Source organism: Streptomyces sp. NPDC026515 (assembly GCF_055567595.1).
The window spans coordinates 470,464-493,736 of sequence record NZ_JBVHQD010000002.1; the positions used below are offsets into that span (position 1 = coordinate 470,464).

Annotated in this window: 21 protein-coding genes; all 21 read left to right on the top strand. The window is 69.5% G+C overall.

The genetic code is table 11. From position 1 onward, the window contains the following. Positions 1 to 2: 2 nt before the first annotated feature. The 21 genes from thrC (at position 3) to ACZ4O3_RS05710 (ending at position 23,167) form a co-directional block, all read left to right on the top strand. Positions 3 to 1,061 (top strand): threonine synthase, encoded by a 1,059-nt coding sequence (thrC, locus tag ACZ4O3_RS05610; RefSeq protein ID WP_362724559.1) that lies wholly within the window; start codon positions 3 to 5, stop codon positions 1,059 to 1,061. 341 nt (positions 1,062 to 1,402) lie between these two features. Then, positions 1,403 to 2,332: a homoserine kinase gene (gene thrB / locus ACZ4O3_RS05615; protein ID WP_362724556.1), complete on the top strand. Its 930-nt coding sequence runs from the start codon at positions 1,403 to 1,405 to the stop codon at positions 2,330 to 2,332. 404 nt (positions 2,333 to 2,736) lie between these two features. Further along, positions 2,737 to 4,770 (top strand): transcription termination factor Rho, encoded by a 2,034-nt coding sequence (rho, locus tag ACZ4O3_RS05620; protein WP_385002979.1) that lies wholly within the window; start codon positions 2,737 to 2,739, stop codon positions 4,768 to 4,770. Between the two features lie 136 nt (positions 4,771 to 4,906). Then, positions 4,907 to 6,739, top strand: a complete 1,833-nt coding sequence (locus tag ACZ4O3_RS05625) for a trypsin-like serine protease (RefSeq protein WP_467721273.1) — start codon at positions 4,907 to 4,909, stop codon at positions 6,737 to 6,739. A gap of 218 nt (positions 6,740 to 6,957) precedes the next feature. Next, positions 6,958 to 8,094: an LCP family protein gene (locus ACZ4O3_RS05630; RefSeq protein WP_467721274.1), complete on the top strand. Its 1,137-nt coding sequence runs from the start codon at positions 6,958 to 6,960 to the stop codon at positions 8,092 to 8,094. A gap of 248 nt (positions 8,095 to 8,342) precedes the next feature. After that, entirely contained in the window at positions 8,343 to 8,567 is a 225-nt protein-coding gene (gene rpmE / locus ACZ4O3_RS05635; protein ID WP_190206740.1) for a 50S ribosomal protein L31, read from the top strand. 108 nt (positions 8,568 to 8,675) lie between these two features. Further along, on the top strand, positions 8,676 to 9,752 hold the full coding sequence (prfA, locus tag ACZ4O3_RS05640; RefSeq protein ID WP_362727453.1) for a peptide chain release factor 1: 1,077 nt from the start codon (positions 8,676 to 8,678) through the stop codon (positions 9,750 to 9,752). Between the two features lie 220 nt (positions 9,753 to 9,972). Beyond that, entirely contained in the window at positions 9,973 to 10,818 is an 846-nt protein-coding gene (gene prmC, locus ACZ4O3_RS05645; RefSeq protein WP_362729336.1) for a peptide chain release factor N(5)-glutamine methyltransferase, read from the top strand. A gap of 79 nt (positions 10,819 to 10,897) precedes the next feature. Beyond that, positions 10,898 to 11,545, top strand: a complete 648-nt coding sequence (locus tag ACZ4O3_RS05650; protein ID WP_362729333.1) for an L-threonylcarbamoyladenylate synthase — start codon at positions 10,898 to 10,900, stop codon at positions 11,543 to 11,545. Then, positions 11,542 to 12,225: an arsenate reductase/protein-tyrosine-phosphatase family protein gene (locus ACZ4O3_RS05655; RefSeq protein ID WP_362729331.1), complete on the top strand. Its 684-nt coding sequence runs from the start codon at positions 11,542 to 11,544 to the stop codon at positions 12,223 to 12,225. The genes ACZ4O3_RS05650 and ACZ4O3_RS05655 overlap by 4 nt, the downstream gene beginning before the upstream one ends. A gap of 84 nt (positions 12,226 to 12,309) precedes the next feature. Beyond that, a complete protein-coding gene (locus tag ACZ4O3_RS05660; RefSeq protein WP_467721275.1) occupies positions 12,310 to 13,578 on the top strand; it encodes a serine hydroxymethyltransferase in 1,269 nt (422 codons plus the stop codon). A 125-nt stretch (positions 13,579 to 13,703) separates the two neighbouring features. Next, complete coding sequence (locus ACZ4O3_RS05665; RefSeq protein ID WP_467721276.1) at positions 13,704 to 15,068, top strand: MraY family glycosyltransferase; 1,365 nt, start codon at positions 13,704 to 13,706, stop codon at positions 15,066 to 15,068. Positions 15,069 to 15,413: 345 nt separating this feature from the next. Beyond that, positions 15,414 to 15,827 (top strand): hypothetical protein, encoded by a 414-nt coding sequence (locus tag ACZ4O3_RS05670; RefSeq protein ID WP_362722431.1) that lies wholly within the window; start codon positions 15,414 to 15,416, stop codon positions 15,825 to 15,827. 225 nt (positions 15,828 to 16,052) lie between these two features. Next, positions 16,053 to 16,874: a F0F1 ATP synthase subunit A gene (gene atpB, locus ACZ4O3_RS05675; RefSeq protein ID WP_362722434.1), complete on the top strand. Its 822-nt coding sequence runs from the start codon at positions 16,053 to 16,055 to the stop codon at positions 16,872 to 16,874. Between the two features lie 73 nt (positions 16,875 to 16,947). Next, the gene (atpE, locus tag ACZ4O3_RS05680) at positions 16,948 to 17,181 is read left to right on the top strand and encodes an ATP synthase F0 subunit C (protein ID WP_031181218.1); all 234 of its coding nucleotides are present in this window, start codon (positions 16,948 to 16,950) and stop codon (positions 17,179 to 17,181) included. A 38-nt stretch (positions 17,182 to 17,219) separates the two neighbouring features. Then, positions 17,220 to 17,765, top strand: coding sequence for a F0F1 ATP synthase subunit B (locus ACZ4O3_RS05685; protein ID WP_351936896.1), 546 nt, complete (start codon positions 17,220 to 17,222; stop codon positions 17,763 to 17,765). After that, the gene (locus ACZ4O3_RS05690) at positions 17,762 to 18,577 is read left to right on the top strand and encodes a F0F1 ATP synthase subunit delta (protein WP_362722438.1); all 816 of its coding nucleotides are present in this window, start codon (positions 17,762 to 17,764) and stop codon (positions 18,575 to 18,577) included. The genes ACZ4O3_RS05685 and ACZ4O3_RS05690 overlap by 4 nt, the downstream gene beginning before the upstream one ends. 134 nt (positions 18,578 to 18,711) lie before the next feature. After that, positions 18,712 to 20,301, top strand: a complete 1,590-nt coding sequence (gene atpA / locus ACZ4O3_RS05695) for a F0F1 ATP synthase subunit alpha (RefSeq protein ID WP_360477400.1) — start codon at positions 18,712 to 18,714, stop codon at positions 20,299 to 20,301. 21 nt (positions 20,302 to 20,322) lie between these two features. Continuing rightward, on the top strand, positions 20,323 to 21,243 hold the full coding sequence (locus ACZ4O3_RS05700; RefSeq protein ID WP_362722442.1) for a F0F1 ATP synthase subunit gamma: 921 nt from the start codon (positions 20,323 to 20,325) through the stop codon (positions 21,241 to 21,243). After that, complete coding sequence (gene atpD, locus ACZ4O3_RS05705; protein WP_362722445.1) at positions 21,243 to 22,679, top strand: F0F1 ATP synthase subunit beta; 1,437 nt, start codon at positions 21,243 to 21,245, stop codon at positions 22,677 to 22,679. The genes ACZ4O3_RS05700 and atpD overlap by 1 nt, the downstream gene beginning before the upstream one ends. 113 nt (positions 22,680 to 22,792) lie before the next feature. Further along, on the top strand, positions 22,793 to 23,167 hold the full coding sequence (locus ACZ4O3_RS05710) for a F0F1 ATP synthase subunit epsilon (RefSeq protein ID WP_362722448.1): 375 nt from the start codon (positions 22,793 to 22,795) through the stop codon (positions 23,165 to 23,167). Positions 23,168 to 23,273: the final 106 nt, after the last annotated feature.

Below are 23,273 nucleotides of genomic sequence, written 5' to 3' on the forward strand. Positions count from 1 at the left end.
CAATGACCCACCAGTGGCGCGGAATCATCGAGGAGTACCGGGACCGGTTGCCCGTCTCCGACACCACGCCGGTCGTGACGCTCCGCGAGGGCGGTACGCCCCTCGTGCCCGCGCAGGTGCTCTCCGAGCGCACGGGCTGTGAGGTCCACCTGAAGGTGGAGGGCGCGAACCCGACCGGGTCCTTCAAGGACCGCGGCATGACCATGGCGATCAGCAAGGCCAAGGAGGAGGGCGCGCAGGCGGTCATCTGCGCCTCCACCGGCAACACCTCCGCCTCCGCCGCGGCCTACGCCGTGCGCGCCGGCATGGTGTCGGCCGTGCTCGTGCCGCAGGGCAAGATCGCGCTCGGCAAGATGGGCCAGGCCCTCGTGCACGGCGCGAAGATCCTCCAGGTCGACGGGAACTTCGACGACTGCCTCACCCTCGCCCGCAAGCTGAGTGAGAACTACCCGGTGGCCCTGGTCAATTCGGTGAACCCGGTGCGCATCGAGGGGCAGAAGACGGCCGCCTTCGAGATCGTGGACATGCTCGGCGACGCACCGGACATCCACGTCCTGCCGGTCGGCAACGCGGGCAACATCACCGCGTACTGGAAGGGGTATCAGGAGTACGCCGGTGACGGTGTCTCCACGAAGAGCCCTCGAATGTGGGGTTTCCAGGCTTCGGGCAGCGCCCCGATCGTCCGCGGCGAGATCGTCAAGGACCCCTCGACCATCGCGACCGCGATCCGGATCGGCAACCCCGCCTCCTGGCAGTTCGCGCTCGCGGCCCGGGACGAGTCGGGGGGCTTCATCGACGAGGTGACGGACCGTGAAATCCTGCGCGCCTACCGGATGTTGGCCGCTCAGGAGGGTGTCTTCGTGGAGCCCGCGTCCGCCGCGTCGGTGGCCGGTCTGCTGAAGGCCGCCGAGCAGGGCAAGGTCGACCCGGGCCAGCGCATCGTCTGCACGGTCACCGGCAACGGCCTGAAGGATCCCGACTGGGCCGTCGCCGGCGCCCCGCAACCGGTCACCGTGCCCGTCGACGCGGCCGCCGCGGCCGAGCGGCTCGGGCTCGCCTAGGGAATCGCTGGAGCCCTGCCCGAGAACCGCGGGAGCGGCGTTCGGGCAGGGCCGGGCAGCACTCGTCCGCCCTCTGCCAGGCAACCGGTGAACGGATTGCGGCGTCCTGAACAGGGGACTCCCTGAGGAGGGGGCACAAGGGGCTTACGACACGCATCGTGCGCCTCCTGTGCGCCCTATGTCGCCACAGAACCTTCCTTCGATAGGCTGTACCGAAACCGCCCGCCGCATATGCCTTCGCATATGGTGCGGTGCCGTGCCGCCTCCGCGGCCCGAGGTTCCCTCAGGTACCCATCGAGTGTCATTCGACCATCACGCAGCTCAAGGAGAGTCATCGAGCGATGGCCGGTCCAGCGTTCCGCGCCGCCGCCGTCCGGGTGCGCACCCCTGCCACCAGCGCCAACCTCGGTCCGGGCTTCGACGCCCTGGGCCTCGCGCTGGGGCTCTACGACGACGTCGTCGTCCGGGTGGCCGACTCCGGGCTGCACATCGACATCGCGGGTGAGGGCAGCGAGACGCTGCCGCGTGACGAGAACCACCTGCTCGTACGCTCCCTGCGCACCGCCTTCGACCTGCTGGGCGGACAGCCCCGCGGTCTGGAGATCGTGTGCGCCAACCGCATTCCGCACGGCCGTGGCCTGGGCTCCTCCTCCGCCGCCATCTGCGCGGGCATCGTGGCCGCGCGTGCCGTGACGATAGGCGGCGAGGCCCGTCTCGACGACGCCGCGCTCCTCGAACTGGCCACCGAGATCGAGGGCCACCCCGACAACGTCGCGGCCTGTCTGCTGGGGGGCTTCACGCTCTCCTGGATGGAGTCCGGCGCCGCCCGGGCGATCAGGATGGAGCCGGCCGATTCCATCGTTCCGGTGGTTTTCGTGCCCGGGAAGCCGGTCCTGACGGAGACGGCGCGCGGACTGCTCCCGCGCACCGTGCCGCACGTCGACGCCGCCGCCAACGCGGGCCGTGCAGCCCTGCTCGTCGAGGCCCTCACCAGGCGCCCCGAGCTGCTGCTGCCCGCCACCGAGGACCGTCTGCACCAGGAGTACCGCGCCCCGGCCATGCCGGAGAGCGCGGCACTGGTGGAGCGGCTGCGCGCCGACGGGATCCCGGCCGTGATCTCCGGTGCCGGACCCACCGTCATGGCCCTGGTCGACGCCGCGAGCGCCGACAAGGTGGAAGCCCTGGCCGGCTCCGACTGGGCGGCCAACCGGCTGAACCTCGACGTACAAGGCGCGAGCGTGTTGCCGCTCGCGCCCACCAGTGACATCTGACTGCGCACGGTTGCCGGATTTGGAGAGGGGGAATGTTTGTTGGATCCGGTAGTGTTAACCTCAAGTCTGCACCCGACCCCACCATGGCGAGGTGCATCGTGTCCCCGTCCGGGACAGACATTCTTCCGGGAGTCTCCCAAGCCACTCAGCGTTTCGTATGCCGTACCTGGGCAGTACGTCGTACGTGGACACTGAGCGGGCCGCTGGGCACGCTCCGGAATAGGTGCTACCACGCCACGTGACACCGGGTGCCACGGCTGAGGAAGCGCCGTCACCAGAAATTCTCTCCGCCGTTCAGGCGGACCACCGCCCCGGCACGGTCCACACAGCAAGGACCGCAGCCGGACAGCACAACCGGTCGCCGAGCCACACAGGCCGACGTCCGCTCCAGGGAAGGACCCTTCGTGAGCGACACCACCGATCTGATGGGCGCACGTGTCGAGGAGACCGCTGCCGCGCCCGCCACGGACGCCTCCGCGCCTGCCACCGGTGCCGGCTCCCGGCGGCGCCGTGGTACCGGCCTCGACGGCATGGTGCTGGCCGAGCTTCAGCAGGTCGCATCCGGCCTCGGTATCAGGGGCACGGCGCGGATGCGCAAGAGCCAGCTGATCGAGGTCATCAAGGAGGCGCAGGCCGGTGGGGGCGCCGCCCCCAAGGCCGCCGAGAGCGCCACCGAGACCAAGCCGAAGCGCCGGGCCACCTCCAAGGCCCGTTCGGGCGACGAGGCCGCCGAGAAGAAGGCGGAGCAGGCCGCCGAGGCCCCCGCCGAGCAGGCCGTGGCCCAGCAGCAGATCGAGATTCCCGGCCAGCCCGCCGGCCGCACCGGCGACGGCGAGCGCGGCGGGGACGACGCGCCGGCCGAGCGCCGCCGTCGCCGGGCCACCGCCGAGGCCGGCAGCCCCACCGCGGGTGGCGCGGAGACCGTCGTCGCCGAGGCGAAGAGCGAGCCGAAGGCCGAGACGCCCGCGGCGCAGCCGCAGGGCGACGCCGACGGCGAGGGCCGTGGCCGCCGTGACCGCCGTGAGCGCGGCCGGGACCGTGACCGGCGCGGCAAGGGCGACGAGCAGCAGGGCGGCGGCCAGGGCGGTCGTCAGGACCGTCAGGACCGGGACCGCCAGGACCGGGACCGGCAGCAGCCGCAGCAGCAGGGCGGCGGCCGTCAGGACCGCAACGCCGGCCCGCAGGACGAGGACGACTTCGACGGTGGCCGCCGCGGCCGCCGCGGCCGTTACCGGGACCGCCGTGGCCGACGTGGCCGCGACGAGATCGGCGGCGCCGAGCCGCAGCTGGCCGACGACGACGTCCTGATCCCCGTCGCGGGCATCCTGGACATCCTCGACAACTACGCGTTCATCCGGACCTCCGGCTACCTGCCGGGCCCGAACGACGTGTACGTCTCGCTCGCCCAGGTCCGCAAGAACGGCCTGCGCAAGGGTGACCACGTCACCGGTGCGGTCCGCCAGCCCAAGGAGGGCGAGCGCCGCGAGAAGTTCAACGCGCTGGTCCGCCTCGACTCCGTCAACGGCATGGCGCCCGAACACGGCCGAGGCCGCCCGGAGTTCAACAAGCTGACCCCGCTCTACCCGCAGGACCGGCTCCGTCTGGAGACCGACCCGGGCGTGCTGACCACCCGCATCATCGACCTCGTGTCGCCGATCGGTAAGGGCCAGCGCGGTCTGATCGTGGCCCCGCCGAAGACCGGCAAGACCATGATCATGCAGGCGATCGCCAACGCGATCACCCACAACAACCCGGAGTGCCACCTGATGGTCGTCCTGGTCGACGAGCGTCCGGAAGAGGTCACCGACATGCAGCGGTCGGTCAAGGGCGAGGTCATCTCCTCGACCTTCGACCGTCCGGCCGAGGACCACACCACGGTCGCCGAGCTGGCCATCGAGCGCGCCAAGCGTCTCGTCGAGCTGGGCCACGACGTCGTCGTGCTGCTCGACTCGATCACGCGTCTGGGCCGTGCGTACAACCTGGCCGCGCCGGCCTCCGGCCGCATCCTGTCCGGTGGTGTCGACTCGACCGCCCTGTACCCGCCGAAGCGCTTCTTCGGTGCGGCCCGCAACATCGAGGACGGCGGATCCCTCACGATCCTCGCCACCGCCCTCGTGGACACCGGGTCCCGCATGGACGAGGTGATCTTCGAGGAGTTCAAGGGCACCGGCAACATGGAGCTCAAGCTCGACCGCAAGCTCGCCGACAAGCGCATCTTCCCGGCGGTGGACGTGGACGCGTCCGGCACCCGTAAGGAAGAGATCCTGCTCGGCAACGAGGAGCTGGCGGTCGTCTGGAAGCTGCGCCGGGTGCTGCACGCGCTCGACCAGCAGCAGGCGATCGAGCTGCTGCTCGACAAGATGAAGCAGACGAAGTCGAACGTCGAGTTCCTGATGCAGATCCAGAAGACGACGCCGACACCCGGCAACGGCGACTGACGCCTCGGCAGATCTCCATAAACGGAAGCCGTCCCCCGCTGGGGGACGGCTTCTGGCGTTCCCCCCACCGGTGTAGGATCACGCCCTTCGGTCATCTGACCGAATCTCGAAATCCTGATCCCGAGGGGGGACTTAGGTGGGCACACCCACGTCCGGGAGCGGTCGGCACAGACGCCGGATACGTCTCGCACTGCCCGTCGCCGCGGCCTCGGTCGCCGCGGCCGTCACCGCCGCTCTGCTGTCGAGCTCGGCCAGCGCGGCCACCCAGCCGGCGCCCACGGTCACTCCGGCCGTCAGCGCGCCGTCGCAGGCCGTCCTGAACAAGCGGATCGCGCGCGCGATCACCGCCGACAACGGGACCACGACCACCAGGAAGCCGGCCGCCACCGCGAGCGGTTCGGCCGTCTCGCCGAAGATCATCGGTGGCGGTACGGCCACCATCTCCTCGGCACCGTGGATGGCCCAGCTCTGGTACTACGACGACAAGGGCACCACCAGCACCAGCGACGACGTCGGCTTCTTCTGCGGTGGCTCGGTCATCTCGCCCACGAAGATCCTCACCGCCGCGCACTGCGTCAAGGGCTTCAGGTGGAGCACCACCGACTCCGCGGTCGTCACCGGCACGGCCTCGCTGCCCACCAGCAACGCGGACGGCACCGCCAACCTGCACGGCGGCACCGCCACCGGCGTCCTGCGGCAGTGGAACCACTCGTCGTACACCGTGTCGGCCGACGGCGCCCCCAACAACGACATCGCGGTGCTCACGCTGGCGGCCCCGGTCAAGGCCACACCGATCCGGATGACGACCAACACCGACACGGCCTCCTACAAGACGAACACCAGCGCCAAGGTCTACGGCTGGGGCCGCACCAGCTCCACCACGCAGGACATCTCCGAGACGCTGAAGACGGCCACGCTGCCGATCGTCTCGGACACCACCTGCACCGCCGCCTACGGCAGCACCGACTTCGTCAAGGGCCACATGGTCTGCGCCGGCAAGGCCGCCACCGGCTCCGACACCGGCACCACCACCACCTGCAACGGCGACTCCGGCGGTCCGCTGGTGGTCGCCGGCCGGATCGTCGGCGTGGTCTCCTGGGGCGTCGAGGACTGTGTCGCCAAGGGCGCCTACCCGGTCTTCACGAAGGTCAGCACCTACGTCGGTGCCGCCTACGCCCAGACCGCCGACTCCAACCTGAGCTACACCGACGGCAAGGCGGACCTGTTCGCCCGCAAGTCGTCGACCCACGTCGGCTACGAACTGGACTCCAAGGGCACCTCGCTGGCCGCCCGCCAGTCCTGGGGCGACTGGACCGGTGTCAACTTCATCCTGCAGGCCGACCTCAACCGGGACGGCTTCCAGGACATGGTGTACCGGGTGGCCTCCACCGGCGACGTCTACTGGGACCACTTCGCCCTGAACAGCGCCCAGACCAGCGGCTCCTGGGTGACGAAGAAGATCTTCACCAACTGGAAGACCCGCAAGGCCACGGTCATCCCCGGTGACCTCACCGGTGACTACCTGCCCGACGTGCTCTCGGAGGACTCCTCCGGTGTCCTGTGGCTGTACCCGGGCAAGGGCAACGGCACCTTCGGCACCCGCGTGCGCATCGGCGGCGGCTGGAGCCAGTACAACCAGCTGCGCGGCGTCGGCGACTTCAACGGCGACGGCAAGGCCGACCTGCTGACCCGCAAGAGCAGCGGCGGCGACCTTTACCTGTACAAGGGCACCGGCAAGTCCGGCACCGGCCTCTTCTCGGCCCGGGTGAAGGTCCGTTCCGGCTGGACCGGCTTCAACACCCTTGCCGCGGTCGGCGACATGACCGGCGACGGCAGGGCCGACCTGGTCGCCCGTACGACCGGCGGCACGCTGTACCTGTACCCGGGTACCGGCAAGGCGACCAGTGAGATCTTCGGCACAAGGAAGTCGCTCGGTACCGGTTTCCAGCAGTACGACATCTTCGGCTGAAAGAGCTGGTGAGCGGGGTTCGCCCCCTCTCGCCCGACTACACGGTGTGCCCATCGCGCGACGCGGTGGGCACACTGCGTTGTGCAACCCTTTCCCGAGTTTCGCCGTCTGACCAGGCGGAGCGACGATGGTCCGGTACGTGCCGAAGTTCCCGGTACGCCGGGCCTGACCCTGAAAGCAGGGGGTAAGCGCACTGTCGTAGGAGAGCAGAGGAGCCCATGTCCGCCGAGAGCACGCCGGAGCCCGGTATACCCGTGGCCGGCCCGCAGGTCCCTGGCCGCAGTGGCGGGGGCCGCCGCCGCAAGCCCCCGAGGCGGGGCCGCAAGGCGCTGCTCGTCACGGCCTGGACGGCGGCCGGTGTCCTGGTGCTCGGCGGGACCGGCTTCGGTTACCTGTACTTCAAGCTCAACGGCAACATCAAGAGCGTCGACATCAACCAGGCGCTGGGCACCGACCGGCCCGCCAAGGTCGACAACGGCTCCGAGAACATCCTGGTCCTCGGCTCGGACACCCGTTCCGGCGTGAACAGGAAGCTCGGCGGCGGCACCGACGACGGCAGTGCCCGGTCCGACACGGCGATGATCGTCCACGTGTACAAGGGACACCGGAAGGCCGCCGTGGTCTCCGTTCCGCGGGACACCCTGATCGACCGTCCGTCCTGCAAGGACGCCGACGGTGTCAGGCACGGCGCGGCCACCGACGTGATGTTCAACTCCGCGTACTCCACGGGCGGCGCGACCTGCGCGGTCAAGACCGTCGAGGCCATCACGGGGGTCCGCATGGACCACTACCTGGAGGTCGACTTCTCCGGCTTCCAGAAGCTCATCGACGAGCTGGGCGGGGTCACGGTCACCACGACGAAGAGCATCGACGACCCGCAGAGCCACCTGGACCTCAAGGCCGGCAGGCACTCCCTCGACGGCGAGCAGGCACTCGGCCTGGTCCGCACCCGGCACGGTGTCGGCGACGGCTCCGACCTGGGCCGTATCCAGCTCCAGCAGGCGTTCGTCAAGGCCCTGATCAACCAGGCCGAGCAGGTGGGCGTCTTCACCAGCCCCAAGAAGCTCCTCGACCTGGCGGACACCGCGACGAAGGCGGTCACCACCGACTCCGGCCTGGGCTCGGTGAACTCCCTCGTCGACTTCGCGGACGGTCTGAAGTCCATCGGCTCGAAGAACATGCGCATGGTCACGATGCCGGTCGAGTACGACCCGTCGAACCCGAACCGGGTGATCGTGGCCAAGGCCAAGGCCAAGCAGGTATGGACGGCCCTGAAGCACGACCGGCCGATCCCCGCGAGCGCCACGAAGGGCACGGCGACGGGGGAGGCCAACGGGGTCGTGACGTCGTCGTGAGGGTGCGGCGCCGTCGTGGCCGCTCACGCCGTTCCCCGCGCCCCCGGGAGCCGGTCCGCCGGTCCCGCCTGTCCTGAGGGGCGAGGGGAACGGCGCGGCAAGCCCCCACCCGCCCGCGGGGAATAGATCACCAGTGCCCCCGGTTTTGGGGTATGCGGCCAGCCCTGGCAGACTGGTACGTCGGCCCCGGTTCACGTCCCGCAGCCCGCGGTGGCGACCCGGTGCCCTCCCGAAATCTAGGAGACACCTTGAAGCGCGAGATCCACCCCGAGTACGTCGAGACGCAGGTCAGCTGCACCTGTGGCGCGTCGTTCACCACCCGTAGCACCATCCAGTCCGGCACCATCCGGGCTGAGGTCTGCTCCGAGTGCCACCCGTTCTACACGGGCAAGCAGAAGATCCTCGACACCGGTGGCCGTGTGGCCCGCTTCGAGGCCCGCTTCGGCAAGGCTGCCGCCGGCTCCAAGAAGTAGCGAGCCCCATTTCGCCGGTCCACGGCCGTGTCCCCACGGGGGCACGCCCGGGACCGGCGTTTTTGGTCGCCCGCCTTCCCTTCCGTCCGCAGTATCAGGAGCCCAAAAATGTTCGAGGCCGTCGAGGAACTCGTCGTCGAGCACGCCGACCTGGAGAAGCAGCTCGCCGACCCGTCGGTCCACGCCGACCAGGCCAACGCGCGCAAGCTGAACAAGCGCTACGCCGAACTCACCCCGATCGTCGGCACGTACCGCTCCTGGAAGCAGACCGGCGACGACATCGAGACCGCGCGTGAACTGGCCGCCGACGACCCCGACTTCGCCGCCGAGGTCAAGGAGCTGGACAAGCAGCGCGACGAGCTGACCGAGAAGCTGCGACTGCTGCTGGTGCCCCGGGACCCGTCCGACGACAAGGACGTGATCCTGGAGATCAAGGCGGGAGCCGGCGGCGACGAGTCCGCCCTGTTCGCCGGTGACCTGCTGCGGATGTACCTGCGGTACGCCGAGCGCGTCGGCTGGAAGACCGAGATCATCGACTCCACCGAGTCCGAGCTGGGCGGCTACAAGGACGTCCAGGTCGCGGTGAAGACCAAGGGCGGCAACGGCGCGACCGAGCCCGGGCAGGGCGTCTGGGCGCGGTTGAAGTACGAGGGCGGCGTGCACCGGGTGCAGCGCGTGCCGGCGACCGAGTCGCAGGGCCGTATCCACACGTCGGCGGCCGGCGTGCTGGTGACGCCCGAGGCGGAGGAGGTCGACGTCGAGATCAATCCGAACGACCTCCGGATCGACGTCTACCGGTCCTCGGGACCCGGCGGGCAGTCCGTCAACACCACCGACTCCGCGGTGCGCATCACGCACCTGCCCACCGGGGTCGTCGCCTCCTGCCAGAACGAGAAGAGCCAGCTGCAGAACAAGGAGCAGGCCTTGCGTATCCTGCGCTCCAGGCTGCTCGCCGCGGCGCAGGAGGAGGCGGAGAAGGAAGCCGCCGACGCCCGCCGCAGCCAGGTCCGCACCGTCGACCGTTCCGAGAAGATCCGCACGTACAACTTCCCGGAGAATCGCATCTCGGACCACCGCGTCGGCTTCAAGGCGTACAACTTGGACCAGGTCCTGGACGGCGACCTCGACGCGCTGATCCAGGCCTGCGTCGACGCGGACTCGGCCGCGAAGCTCGCGGCCGCGTAGGGGATGTCTCCTGCATCCGGGCGGAGGATGGACGCGGAACCTGATTAGGTGAGCCGAGCGGAGGAGGCTGGGACGAACAGCCTCCGCCGCGGCGGGCGACGCGGGGCGTCGGCGGGTGACGGCGACGCGGCGGACGCGGGCGCCAGGGCCCGTGCCCCCCGGCCGGGCCCACGAGACACCCCCAGGCCATGCACGACCGAGTACGACACGGAGGACCAGCGTGAACCTGCTGCTCGCCGAGGTGGCACAGGCCACCCAGCGGCTGGCCGACGCGGGCGTGCCCTCGCCGCGCAACGACGCGGAGGAGCTCGCCGCGTTCGTGCACGGCGTGAAGCGGGGCGCGCTGCACTCCGTCAAGGACTCCGACTTCGACGCCCGCTACTGGGAGGTCATCGCCCGGCGGGAGCAGCGCGAGCCGCTCCAGCACATCACCGGCCGGGCCTACTTCCGCTACCTCGAACTCCAGGTGGGGCCGGGCGTCTTCGTACCGCGCCCGGAGACCGAGTCGGTGGTCGGCTGGGCCATAGACGCCGTGCGCGCCATGGATGTGGTCGAGCCGTCCATCGTCGACCTGTGCACCGGCTCCGGCGCCATCGCGCTCGCCCTCGCCCAGGAGGTCCCGCGTTCGCGCGTGCACGCCGTGGAGCTGTCCGAGGAGGCGCTCCAGTGGACCCGCAAGAACGTGGCGGGCTCCAGGGTCGACCTGCGCCAGGGGGACGCCCTGGACGCCTTCCACGACCTCGACGGTCAGGTCGACCTGGTGATCTCCAACCCGCCGTACATCCCGCTCACCGAGTGGGAGTACGTCGCCCCCGAGGCCCGCGACTACGACCCGGAGCTGGCCCTGTTCTCCGGCGAGGACGGCCTCGACCTCATCCGGGGCATCGAACGCACCGCGCACCGGCTGCTGCGCCCCGGCGGTGTCGTCGTGATCGAGCACGCCGACACCCAGGGCGGCCAGGTGCCGTGGATCTTCACCGAGGAGCGGGGCTGGGCCGACGCGGCCGACCACCCGGACCTCAACAACCGCCCCCGCTTCGCGACCGCCCGCAAGGCGCTGCCGTGAGCACCCCCCAGACCCCCTCCCGGAAGCCCCGGGAGTCCCGGAAGTACGTGTACTTCGTGTACGAGGAGGCCCGCTAGACATGGCACGGCGATACGACACCAATGACGCGACCGACCGCGTGACGGGTCTGCGCGAGGCCGCGTCCGCCGTCCGCCGGGGCGAACTGGTGGTGCTGCCCACGGACACGGTGTACGGCATCGGCGCCGACGCGTTCACCTCGGAGGCCGTCTCCGACCTGCTCGACGCCAAGGGCCGGGGGCGCAACATGCCCACCCCGGTGCTGATCGGGTCCCCGAACACGCTGCACGGGCTGGTCACCGACTTCTCCGAGCTGGCCTGGGAGCTGGTCGACGCGTTCTGGCCGGGCGCCCTCACCCTGGTCGCCAGGCACCAGCCGTCCCTGCAGTGGGACCTCGGCGACACCCGGGGCACCGTCGCCGTGCGCATGCCGCTGCACCCGGTCGCCATCGAGCTGCTCACCGAGGTCGGTCCGATGGCCGTCTCCTCCGCCAACCTCACCGGCCACCCGTCCCCGGAGACCTGTGACGCCGCCCAGGAGATGCTCGGCGACTCCGTCTCGGTGTACCTCGACGGCGGTCCGACCCCGGGCAACGTGCCCTCGTCGATCGTCGACGTCACCCGCGAGGTGCCGCTGCTGCTGCGCGCGGGCGCCATCTCGGCGGAGGAGCTGCGCAAGGTCGTACCCGACCTCGAGGTGGCGAATTGACAGCCCCTGACGCGGGGCGTGGCATAGGCAACGGGGAGCGCGCGGCGGAGATCACGACCACGTTCGTGGGGCTTCCGCGGGACAGCTTCCGCATCCTCCACGTCAGCACCGGCAACGTGTGCCGCTCGCCGATCACCGAGCGGCTGACCCGCCATCTCGTGACGGACCGGCTCGGCACCTTCCTGGGCGGCGGGCTGATCGTGGAGAGCGCGGGCACCTGGGGCCACGAGGGCGCCCCCATGGAGGCCAACGCGGAGGCGGTCCTGGCCGACTTCGGCGCGGACGCGACCGGGTTCACCGGGCGGGAGCTGCTCGACGAGCACGTCATCCGCGCCGACCTGGTGCTGACCGCCACCCGCGACCACCGCGCCCAGGTCATCTCCATGGGCCACTCCGCGGGCCTGCGCACCTTCACCCTGAAGGAGTTCACCCGGCTGGTCCGGGCGATCGACCCGGCGACGCTGCCCCCGCTGCACGAGGGCGTGGTCGTCCGCGCCCGCGCGCTGGTGCGTGCCGCGGCGGCGCTGCGCGGCTGGCTGCTGGCCCCCACGGCGGAGGCGGACGAGGTCTACGACCCGTACGGCGCCCCGCTGCCGTTCTTCCGTTCCATCGGCGACGAGATACACGAGGCGCTGGACCCGGTGGTCACGGCGCTGACGGGCGTCCCCGCGCGGATGTAGCCCGAGGCGCCGTACACACCGCGCACCCCACCCACCCCGGGCCTACATTGGACCTACGTCACCTTCGACCGCCCGGAGCCCGTCATGTCGGTCAGCCCTACCCTCGTCGAGGCCGGTCCGCTGCGGCGGCAGGACCCGGAGCTGGCGGAGATCCTGCTGAGCGAGCTGGCCCGGCAGTCGACGTCGTTGCAGCTGATCGCCGCCGAGAACTTCTCCTCCCCGGCCGTGCTGGCCGCCCTCGGCTCGGCGCTCTCCAACAAGTACGCCGAGGGGTACCCGGGCGCCCGGCACCACGGCGGCTGCGAGATCGTGGACGTCGCCGAACGGCTGGCCGTCGACCGCGCCAAGGCCCTGTTCGGCGCGGCGCACGCCAATGTGCAGTCCCACTCGGGTTCGTCCGCCGTGCTGGCCGCCTACGCCGCGCTGCTGTGCCCCGGGGACACCGTGCTCGCCCTCGGGCTGCCGTACGGCGGTCATCTCACGCACGGATCGCCGGCCAACTTCTCCGGTCGCTGGTTCGACTTCGTCGGGTACGGCGTCGACCCGGAGAGCGGGCTCATCGACCACGACCAGGTGCGGGCGCTGGCCCGCAGCCACCGGCCCAAGGCGATCGTGTGCGGGTCCATCGCCTATCCCCGGCACATCGACCACGCCTTCTTCCGCGAGGTCGCCGACGAGGTCGGGGCCTATCTGATCGCCGACGCCGCCCACCCCATCGGGCTCGTAGCCGGGGGAGCGGCGCCCAACCCGGTGCCGTACGCCGACGTGGTGTGCGCGACCACACACAAGGTGCTGCGCGGACCGCGCGGCGGGATGCTCCTGTGCCGTTCGCCGGAGCTGGCCGAGCGTCTCGACCGGGCCGTGTTCCCTTTCACACAGGGCGGCGCCCAGATGCACACCATCGCCGCCAAGGCGGTGGCGTTCGGGGAGGCGGCGACGCCGGCCTTCACCGTGTACGCCCATCAGGTGGTCGCCAATGCGCGGGTGCTCGCGGCCGGCCTCGCGGACCAGGGGCTGGCTGTCACCACGGGCGGTACGGACACCCACCTGATCACCGCCGACCCCGCTCCGCTGGGCGTCGACGGACGCACCGCCCGCGGCCGCCTGGTCGCCGCCGGGATCGTGCTGGACAGCTGTGCCCTGCCGCACGGGGACGCGCGCGGCCTCCGCCTGGGCACCGCCGCGGTGACCACGCAGGGCATGAGGCCCGGGGAGATGACCCGGATCGCGGCTCTGCTGGCGGCGGTACTGCGCGGTGCGACGGACCCGGGGAGGGTGCGTGACGAGGTGCGCGAGCTCACCGGTAGATTTCCGCCGTATCCCGGTGGAGACGGGGTAGGCGCAGCGTCGTAGAGCCGGTTGTACGCCGGCCTTACAGGCACACGTGCAACCATCGTCGCTACCCGGAAGTCCCCATACATATGCGAGCGTCGCTAGGGTGTGGGCTGTGATGGCCAGCGAGACCTGTGGGGAAGCCTGTGCGTGAATACCTGCTGACGCTCTGCATCACGGCCGCGGTGACGTATCTGCTGACAGGGCCGGTGCGGAAGTTCGCGATCGTGGCGGGGGCCATGCCGGAGATCCGGGCCCGTGACGTGCACCGGGAGCCCACTCCGCGGCTCGGCGGGATCGCGATGTTCTTCGGGCTGTGCGCAGGTCTGCTGGTCGCCGACCACCTGACCAACCTGAACGAGGTCTTCGAGAAGTCGAACGAGCCGCGGGCGCTGCTCTCCGGCGCGGCGCTGATCTGGCTGATCGGTGTGCTCGACGACAAGTTCGAGATCGACGCCCTGATCAAGCTGGGCGGCCAGATGATCGCCGCGGGCGTCATGGTCATGCAGGGGCTGACCATCCTGTGGCTGCCCGTCCCGGGCGTCGGCACGGTCGCCCTGACCCCGTGGCAGGGCACTCTGCTGACGGTGGCGCTCGTGGTCATCACCATCAACGCGGTCAACTTCGTCGACGGCCTGGACGGCCTGGCCTCCGGCATGGTGTGCATCGCGGCCGCGGCGTTCTTCATGTACGCGTACCGGATCTGGTACTCGTACGGCATCGAGGCCGCCGCCCCGGCCACGCTGTTCTCGGCGATCCTGATGGGCATGTGCCTGGGCTTCCTGCCGCACAACCTGCATCCGGCGCGGATCTTCATGGGCGACTCCGGCTCGATGCTGATCGGCCTGGTGCTCGCCGCCGGCGCGATCTCGATCACGGGTCAGCTCGACCCGGACGTGATGAACCTGTTCGCCGGGTCCGAGCGCAACGCCGTGCACCAGATGGTCCCGGTCTACATCCCGCTGCTGCTGCCGCTGACCATCATCGCGGTGCCGGCCGCCGACCTGGTGCTGGCGATCGTGCGGCGCACCTGGCGCGGCCAGTCGCCGTTCGCGGCCGACCGCGGGCACCTGCACCACCGCCTCCTGGAGATCGGCCACTCGCACAGCAGGGCGGTGCTGATCATGTACTTCTGGTCGGCGCTGATCGGCTTCGGGGCGCTGGCGTACTCGGTGAACTCCGCGTCCATGTGGATCGTGCTCGGAGTGGTCTTCCTCAGCGCGATCGGTCTGGGGCTGCTTCTGCTGCCGCGGTTCACCCCGCGGGTGCCGGTGTGGGCCCAGCGGTTCGTGCCGCCGCGCTACCGGCGCCGAAGGGCCGGTCAGGAGGCCGCCGAGCCGGCGGCCGTGACCGCCGAGGAGAGCGCCCCCGTCGTGCTGGAGAAGGCGGGGGAGCCGTGCGAGGGGCACCGCTCGCCGGTGCCCGCGGGCGTGGCCCGGGTCAACGGCGCGACCGCCGTCGGCCCCCGTTCACGCATGCTGGACCGGCACGCTTCCGAAACCTCGCGCTGACCACGCGCTGACCCCTTGCCGACCCCGCGTTGACTCCGCGCCGACCCTTGCAAGGTAAGAATCTGACTAGAGCATTGCCAAGTCGTGGGGGAGCAAAGACCCCTAATACCAGACACAACGGCTCGGTTTTCGCTCAGACGCGCATGTTCACCCTCATGTGTGACAGTGAGCACACCCACCAGGTAAAGACCTCATCAAATAGTTTGTGATACGGTTCACGAGAACCCCGGACAGAGCCGAAGGACCCGAGTGCGATGGTCCATTGGCGTGAGGACTTCGACCCTCCGGCCGGGACTACGCTCGTCCATGACGACACCTGCCCCCTGTGAAAGCGGAGTTGCCGCCATGCCGTCCAATGACGCCCGGATCCTGGCCCAGGCCGCCGTACCCACGGCCGCCGTCGGCGTGCTCGCTGCCGTCGTCAGCGCGGTCGTCGCGGGCGGCAAGGGGGCGATCGGAGCTGTCGTCGCGACGGTGGTGGTGATCCTCTTCATGGGGATCGGCCTCTACGTCCTGCAGCGCACCGCCAAATCGCTTCCCCACCTGTTCCAGGCCATGGGGCTCATGCTCTACACGGCGCAGTTGTTGTTGCTGTTCATCTTCGTCGCCGTCTTCAAGGACACGACGCTGTTCAACCCCCGGGCCTTCGCCGTCGCGCTCGTGGTCGGCACGGTCACATGGATCGCCGCCCAGGCGCGCGCCCAGATGAAGGCCAAGATCCTCTACGTGGAGCCCGAGAAGACCGGGCAGCCGTCGTGAGAGGTAGGCCCGGGATAAAGGCGCACGAGAGATGCTGCTATCGTCCGGTGCCAACTGCGGCATCGCGGGCGCGGGCATCTGAGCTGACGCCTGCTCAATCGCGAGGCGAGATGCCCCCCGGCCGCCCCCACATCCGTAACACCAGTCCCGTGCCGAACCGCGGCCTCACGCCGCGCCGACACAACGAGGTTGCCGTACCTATGCGCCACGCTGAAGGAGCCCGCGGTGAGTGCTGACCCGACGCAGGTGCTCGCCTTCGAGACCGACTGCCACATCTTCGACGGCTGTGGCTTCCCGGCTCCCGGCCTGCACTCGTTCCTGTTCAAGCCCCTCTGGGGCGATGCCGACAGCAACGTGTATTTCAACAAGACGATGCTGCTGGCCCTGCTCGGCACGGTCATCATCGTCGGCTTCTTCTGGGCCGCCTTCCGCAGGCCGAAGGTCGTCCCCGGCAAGCTGCAGATGGTGGCCGAGGCCGGTTACGACTTCATCCGGCGCGGGGTCGTCTACGAGACGATCGGCAAGAAGGAAGGCGAGAAGTACGTACCGCTCGTCGTCTCGCTCTTCTTCTTCGTCTGGATGATGAACCTCTGGTCGATCATCCCGGTCGCCCAGTTCCCGGTGACGGCGATCATCTCCTACCCGCTCGTCCTGGCCCTCATCGTCTACGTGCTCTGGGTCTCGCTGACCTTCAAGCGCCACGGCTTCGTCGGCTTCTTCAAGAACGTGACCGGGTACGACAAGTCGCTCGGCGCGGTGCTGCCGCTCGCGATGGTCATCGAGTTCTTCTCGAACCTGCTCGTGCGGCCCTTCACCCACGCCGTCCGACTCTTCGCGAACATGTTCGCCGGCCACACCCTGCTGCTGCTCTTCACGATCGCCAGCTGGTACCTGCTGAACGGCATCGGCATCGCCTACGCCGGTGTCTCGTTCATCATGACCCTCGTGATGACGGCCTTCGAGCTCTTCATCCAGGCACTGCAGGCCTACGTCTTCGTTCTCCTGACGTGCACCTACATCCAGGGCGCCCTGGCCGAGCACCACTGAGCGCCTCGCACTCACCCCTGTGATCGTCCGGTGGCCAACCCCCACCGGTCCGTAAAGAAAAGGAAGAACTGGCATGTCCCAGACCCTTGCTGCCGCTGTTTCCGGCTCCCTCGGCTCCATCGGTTACGGCCTCGCCGCCATCGGCCCCGGCGTCGGCGTCGGCATCATCTTCGGTAACGGCACCCAGGCGCTGGCCCGTCAGCCCGAGGCCGCCGGCCTGATCCGCGCCAACCAGATCCTCGGCTTCGCCTTCTGTGAGGCGCTCGCCCTGATCGGTCTGGTCATGCCGTTCGTCTACGGCAAGTGATCTGCCGATCCACCTCTGACTAGACGAAAGGCACTGATATGAGCCCCCTGGTTCAGCTTGCGGCTGAGGAGGCCGAGAACCCCCTCATCCCGCCGATCCCAGAGCTCGTCATCGGCCTCATCGCCTTCGTCATCGTCTTCGGCTTCCTCGCCAAGAAGCTCCTTCCGAACATCAACAAGGTTCTGGAGCAGCGCCGCGAGGCGATCGAGGGCGGTATCGAGAAGGCCGAGGCCGCGCAGACGGAGGCCCAGAGCGTCCTTGAGCAGTACAAGGCGCAGCTGGCCGAGGCCCGGCACGAGGCCGCGCGCCTGCGCCAGGAGGCTCAGGAGCAGGGCGCCACGCTCATCGCCGAGATGCGTGCCGAGGGCCAGCGGCAGCGTGAGGAGATCGTCGCCGCCGGTCACGCCCAGATCGAGGCCGACCGCAAGTCCGCCGCGCAGTCGCTGCGTCAGGACGTGGGCCAGCTGGCCACCGACCTGGCCGGCAAGCTCGTCGGCGAGTCCCTGGAGGACCACGCCCGCCAGAGCCGCGTGATCGACCGCTTCCTCGACGAGCTTGAGGAGAAGGCCGAGGCGGCCCGATGAACGGAGCGAGCCGCGAGGCACTGGCAGCCGCACGGGAGCGTCTCGACGCGCTGACGGACTCGACGTCCGTGAACGCGACGCGGCTCGCGGACGAGCTGGCGGCCGTCACCACGCTGCTCGACCGCGAGGGCGGCCTGCGTCGGGTCCTCACCGACCCGGCGCAGTCCGGCGAGGCCAAGGCCGAGCTGGTCCGGCGCCTGATCGGCGGCCAGGTCGGCGCGAACACGGCCGACGTGGTCACCGGCATGGTCCGGTCCCGCTGGTCGCAGCCCCGCGACCTGGTGGACGCGCTGGAGGAGCTGGCGTCCGTCGCCGACCTGACGGCCGCGGAGAAGTCGGGCACGCTGGACGACGTGGAGGACGAGCTGTTCCGGTTCGGCCGGATCGTCTCCTCCAGCACCGAGCTGCGCGCCGCGCTCACCGACCGCAAGGCCGGCACCACGGCCAAGACCGAGCTGGTGCACCAGCTGCTCGTCGGCCGTGCCAAGCCGGTCACCGAGCGTCTGGTCACGCGCCTTGTGACCGCGCCGCGGGGACGTAGCCTGGAAGCGGGCCTGGAGGCCCTCTCCAAGCTCGCCGCGGAGCGCCGCAGCCGCGCCGTCGCCGTCGTCACCTCCGCGGTGCCGCTGAGCGAGCCGCAGAAGCGACGCCTGGGCGCCGCCCTCGCGAAGCTCTACGGCCGCGCGATGCACCTCAACCTCGACGTCGACCCCGAGGTCGTCGGCGGGATCCGGGTGCAGGTCGGTGACGAGGTCATCAACGGTTCCATCGCGGACCGGCTGGAGGACGCGGCCCGCCGCATGGCGAGCTAGCACCTCGGTAGTCGAGAACAAGCAGTACGTACTCACGACGGCCCGGGTTGGGCCGTACATGAAGAATCCCTGGGGGTCGCCCCCAGACCCCCCAAGTGAAACTTCGGGCCCAACAAGGAGAGCAGGGAACCCAGATGGCGGAGCTCACGATCCGGCCGGAGGAGATCCGGGACGCGCTGGAGAACTTCGTCCAGTCGTACAAGCCGGACGCGGCCTCGCGCGAGGAGGTCGGTACGGTCACCCTTGCCGGCGACGGCATCGCGAAGGTCGAGGGCCTGCCCTCGGCCATGGCCAACGAACTGCTGAAGTTCGAGGACGGCACCCTCGGCCTCGCGCTCAACCTGGAAGAGCGCGAGATCGGCGCCATCGTCCTCGGTGAGTTCAGCGGCATCGAGGAGGGTCAGCCGGTGCACCGCACGGGCGAGGTCCTCTCCGTCGCGGTGGGCGAGGGCTACCTCGGCCGCGTCGTCGACCCGCTCGGCAACCCGATCGACGGCCTCGGCGAGATCGAGACGTCCGGCCGCCGCGCCCTGGAGCTGCAGGCTCCGGGCGTGATGGCGCGTAAGTCGGTGCACGAGCCGATGGAGACCGGCTACAAGGCCGTCGACGCCATGACCCCGGTCGGCCGCGGCCAGCGTCAGCTGATCATCGGCGACCGCCAGACCGGCAAGACCGCCCTGGCCGTCGACACGATCATCAACCAGCGTGACAACTGGCGCTCGGGCGACCCGAAGAAGCAGGTCCGCTGCGTCTACGTCGCCATCGGCCAGAAGGGCTCGACCATCGCCTCCGTGCGTGGCGCCCTCGAAGAGGCCGGCGCGCTGGAGTACACGACCATCGTCGCCGCCCCGGCGTCCGACCCGGCCGGCTTCAAGTACCTGGCGCCGTACACCGGCTCGGCCATCGGCCAGCACTGGATGTACGACGGCAAGCACGTCCTCATCATCTTCGACGACCTCTCGAAGCAGGCCGACGCCTACCGCGCCGTGTCGCTGCTGCTGCGCCGCCCGCCGGGCCGTGAGGCCTACCCGGGTGACGTCTTCTACCTGCACTCCCGTCTGCTGGAGCGCTGCGCCAAGCTGTCCGACGAGATGGGCGCCGGTTCGATGACCGGTCTGCCGATCGTCGAGACCAAGGCCAACGACGTCTCGGCGTTCATCCCGACCAACGTCATCTCCATCACCGACGGCCAGTGCTTCCTGGAGTCGGACCTGTTCAACGCCGGTCAGCGCCCCGCGCTGAACGTCGGTATCTCCGTCTCCCGAGTCGGTGGTTCCGCGCAGCACAAGGCGATGAAGCAGGTCTCCGGCCGTCTGCGTCTGGACCTCGCCCAGTACCGCGAGCTGGAGGCGTTCGCCGCCTTCGGTTCCGACCTGGACGCCGCGTCGAAGTCGCAGCTGGAGCGTGGTTCGCGACTGGTCGAGCTGCTGAAGCAGGCGCAGTACCAGCCGATGCCGACCGAGGACCAGGTCGTCTCCGTGTGGGCCGGTACCACCGGCAAGATGGACGACGTCCCGGTCTCCGACATCCGCCGCTTCGAGAAGGAGCTGCTCGAGTACCTGCACCGCAAGGAGCAGGGCCTCATGACCTCCATCAAGGAGGGCGGCAAGATGTCGGACGACACCCTCACCGCTGTTGCCGACGCGATCGCCGAGTTCAAGAAGCAGTTCGAGACCTCGGACGGCAAGCTTCTCGGCGAGGACGCCCCGGCCGCGGCCAAGTGACGTAAGGAAGGGACCTGACTCATGGGAGCCCAGCTCCGGGTCTACAAGCGTCGCATCCGATCCGTCACCGCGACCAAGAAGATCACCAAGGCGATGGAGATGATCGCCGCCTCGCGTGTGGTCAAGGCGCAGCGCAAGGTGCGGGCCTCCGCGCCGTACGCGACCGAGCTCACCCGCGCGGTCACGGCGGTCGGTACCGGTTCGAACACCAAGCACCCGCTCACCACGGAGGCGGAGAACCCGACCCGTGCCGCGGTTCTGCTCCTCACGAGCGACCGCGGTCTGGCCGGCGCCTTCAACTCCAACGCCATCAAGGCCGCCGAGCAGCTGACCGAACGTCTGCAGGCACAGGGCAAGGAGGTCGACACGTACATCGTCGGCCGCCGTGGTCTGGCCCACTACACCTTCCGCGAGCGCAAGGTCGCGGAGTCGTGGTCGGGCTTCACCGACGAGCCCTCGTACGCGGACGCCAAGAAGGTCGCGGCGCCGCTGATCGAGGCCATCGAGACGGAGACGGCGGACGGCGGGGTGGACGAACTCCACATCGTCTTCACCGAGTTCGTGTCGATGATGACGCAGACGGCGCTCGACGACCGGCTGCTGCCGCTCAGCCTCGAAGAGGTCGCGGAGGAGGGCGCCGCCAAGGGCGACGAGATCCTTCCGCTGTACGACTTCGAACCCTCGGCGGAGGACGTCCTCGACGCCCTGCTGCCGCGCTACGTGGAAAGCCGCATCTACAACGCGCTGCTCCAGTCGGCGGCTTCGAAGCACGCCGCCACGCGGCGTGCGATGAAGTCGGCCACCGACAACGCGGGCGAGCTGATCAACACGCTCTCCCGTCTTGCCAACGCGGCCCGCCAGGCCGAAATCACCCAGGAAATCAGCGAGATCGTCGGTGGCGCCAGCGCCCTGGCCGACGCGACCGCGGGGAGTGACCGCTAATGACCACCACTGTTGAGACCGCGACGGCCACGGGCCGCGTCGCCCGGGTCATCGGCCCGGTCGTCGACGTGGAGTTCCCCGTCGACGCGATGCCGGAGATCTACAACGCGCTGCACGTCGAGGTGGCCGACCCGGCCAACGCCGGCGAGAAGAAGACGCTGACCCTGGAGGTCGCCCAGCACCTGGGTGACGGCCTGGTCCGCACGATCTCCATGCAGCCCACCGACGGTCTGGTCCGCCAGGCCCCGGTCACCGACACCGGCGACGGCATCACCGTCCCGGTCGGTGACTTCACCAAGGGCAAGGTGTTCAACACCCTCGGTGAGGTGCTGAACGTCGACGAGAAGTACACGGGCGAGCGCTGGTCCATCCACCGCAAGGCCCCGAACTTCGACGAGCTCGAGTCGAAGACCGAGATGTTCGAGACCGGCGTCAAGGTCATCGACCTGCTCACCCCGTACGTCAAGGGTGGCAAGATCGGTCTGTTCGGCGGTGCCGGCGTCGGCAAGACGGTGCTCATCCAGGAGATGATCTACCGCGTCGCCAACAACCACGACGGTGTCTCCGTGTTCGCCGGTGTCGGCGAGCGCACGCGTGAGGGCAACGACCTCATCGAGGAGATGGCGGACTCGGGCGTCATCGACAAGACCGCCCTCGTCTTCGGCCAGATGGACGAGCCCCCGGGCACCCGTCTGCGCGTGGCCCTCGCGGGTCTGACCATGGCGGAGTACTTCCGCGATGTGCAGAAGCAGGACGTGCTGTTCTTCATCGACAACATCTTCCGCTTCACGCAGGCCGGTTCCGAGGTCTCGACCCTGCTCGGCCGCATGCCCTCCGCGGTGGGTTACCAGCCGAACCTGGCCGACGAGATGGGTCTCCTGCAGGAGCGCATCACCTCGACCCGCGGTCACTCGATCACCTCGATGCAGGCGATCTACGTCCCCGCGGACGACCTGACCGACCCGGCCCCGGCCACCACCTTCGCCCACCTCGACGCGACGACGGTTCTGTCCCGTCCGATCTCCGAGAAGGGCATCTACCCGGCCGTGGACCCGCTGGACTCCACGTCCCGGATCCTGGACCCGCGTTACATCGCGGCGGACCACTACAACACCGCCATGCGGGTGAAGACGGTCCTCCAGAAGTACAAGGACCTCCAGGACATCATCGCGATCCTCGGTATCGACGAGCTCGGCGAGGAGGACAAGCTCGTCGTCCACCGTGCCCGTCGCGTGGAGCGCTTCCTGTCCCAGAACACCCACGTCGCCAAGCAGTTCACCGGCGTCGACGGGTCGGACGTCCCGCTGGACGAGTCGATCGCCGCGTTCAACGCGATCATCGACGGCGAGTACGACCACTTCCCGGAGCAGGCGTTCTTCCTGTGCGGTGGCATCGAGGACCTCAAGGCCAACGCCAAGGAGCTGGGCGTCTCCTGAACTCGCTTGAGTTCGTGTGAGGGGGCGGGCGCGTCCCGCCCCCTCACTCACGCCCATTAGACTTGTATCCAACACCCGGTGATCCCACCGGGTGGTGACCCGAGGAGCCACCTTTGGCTGCTGAGCTGCATGTCGAGCTGGTCGCCGCCGACCGTCAGGTCTGGTCCGGCGAGGCCACCCTGGTCGTCGCGCGCACCACGTCCGGCGACATCGGCGTCATGCCCGGTCACCAGCCGCTCCTGGGTGTGCTGGAGTCGGGCCCGGTGACCATCCGTACGAGTGAAGGTGAAACGGTCGTCGCCGCGGTGCACGGCGGTTTCATCTCGTTCGCGGACAACAAGCTGTCGCTGCTGGCCGAGATCGCCGAGCTCTCGGACGAGATCGACGTCCAGCGCGCGGAGCGGGAGCTGGAGCGCGCGAAGGCGGAGGGTGACGCCACCGCCGAGCGACGCGCCGACGTCCGTCTGCGGGCGGCGACGTCGCGCTGACACACTGCGCGTATGCGTTGAACTGACTCAGCCGCGGCTGGGACCGGAGCCATCCGGTCCCAGCCGCGGCTGAGGTAGATCTGGGTCTTTTTACGTTCCATTACCT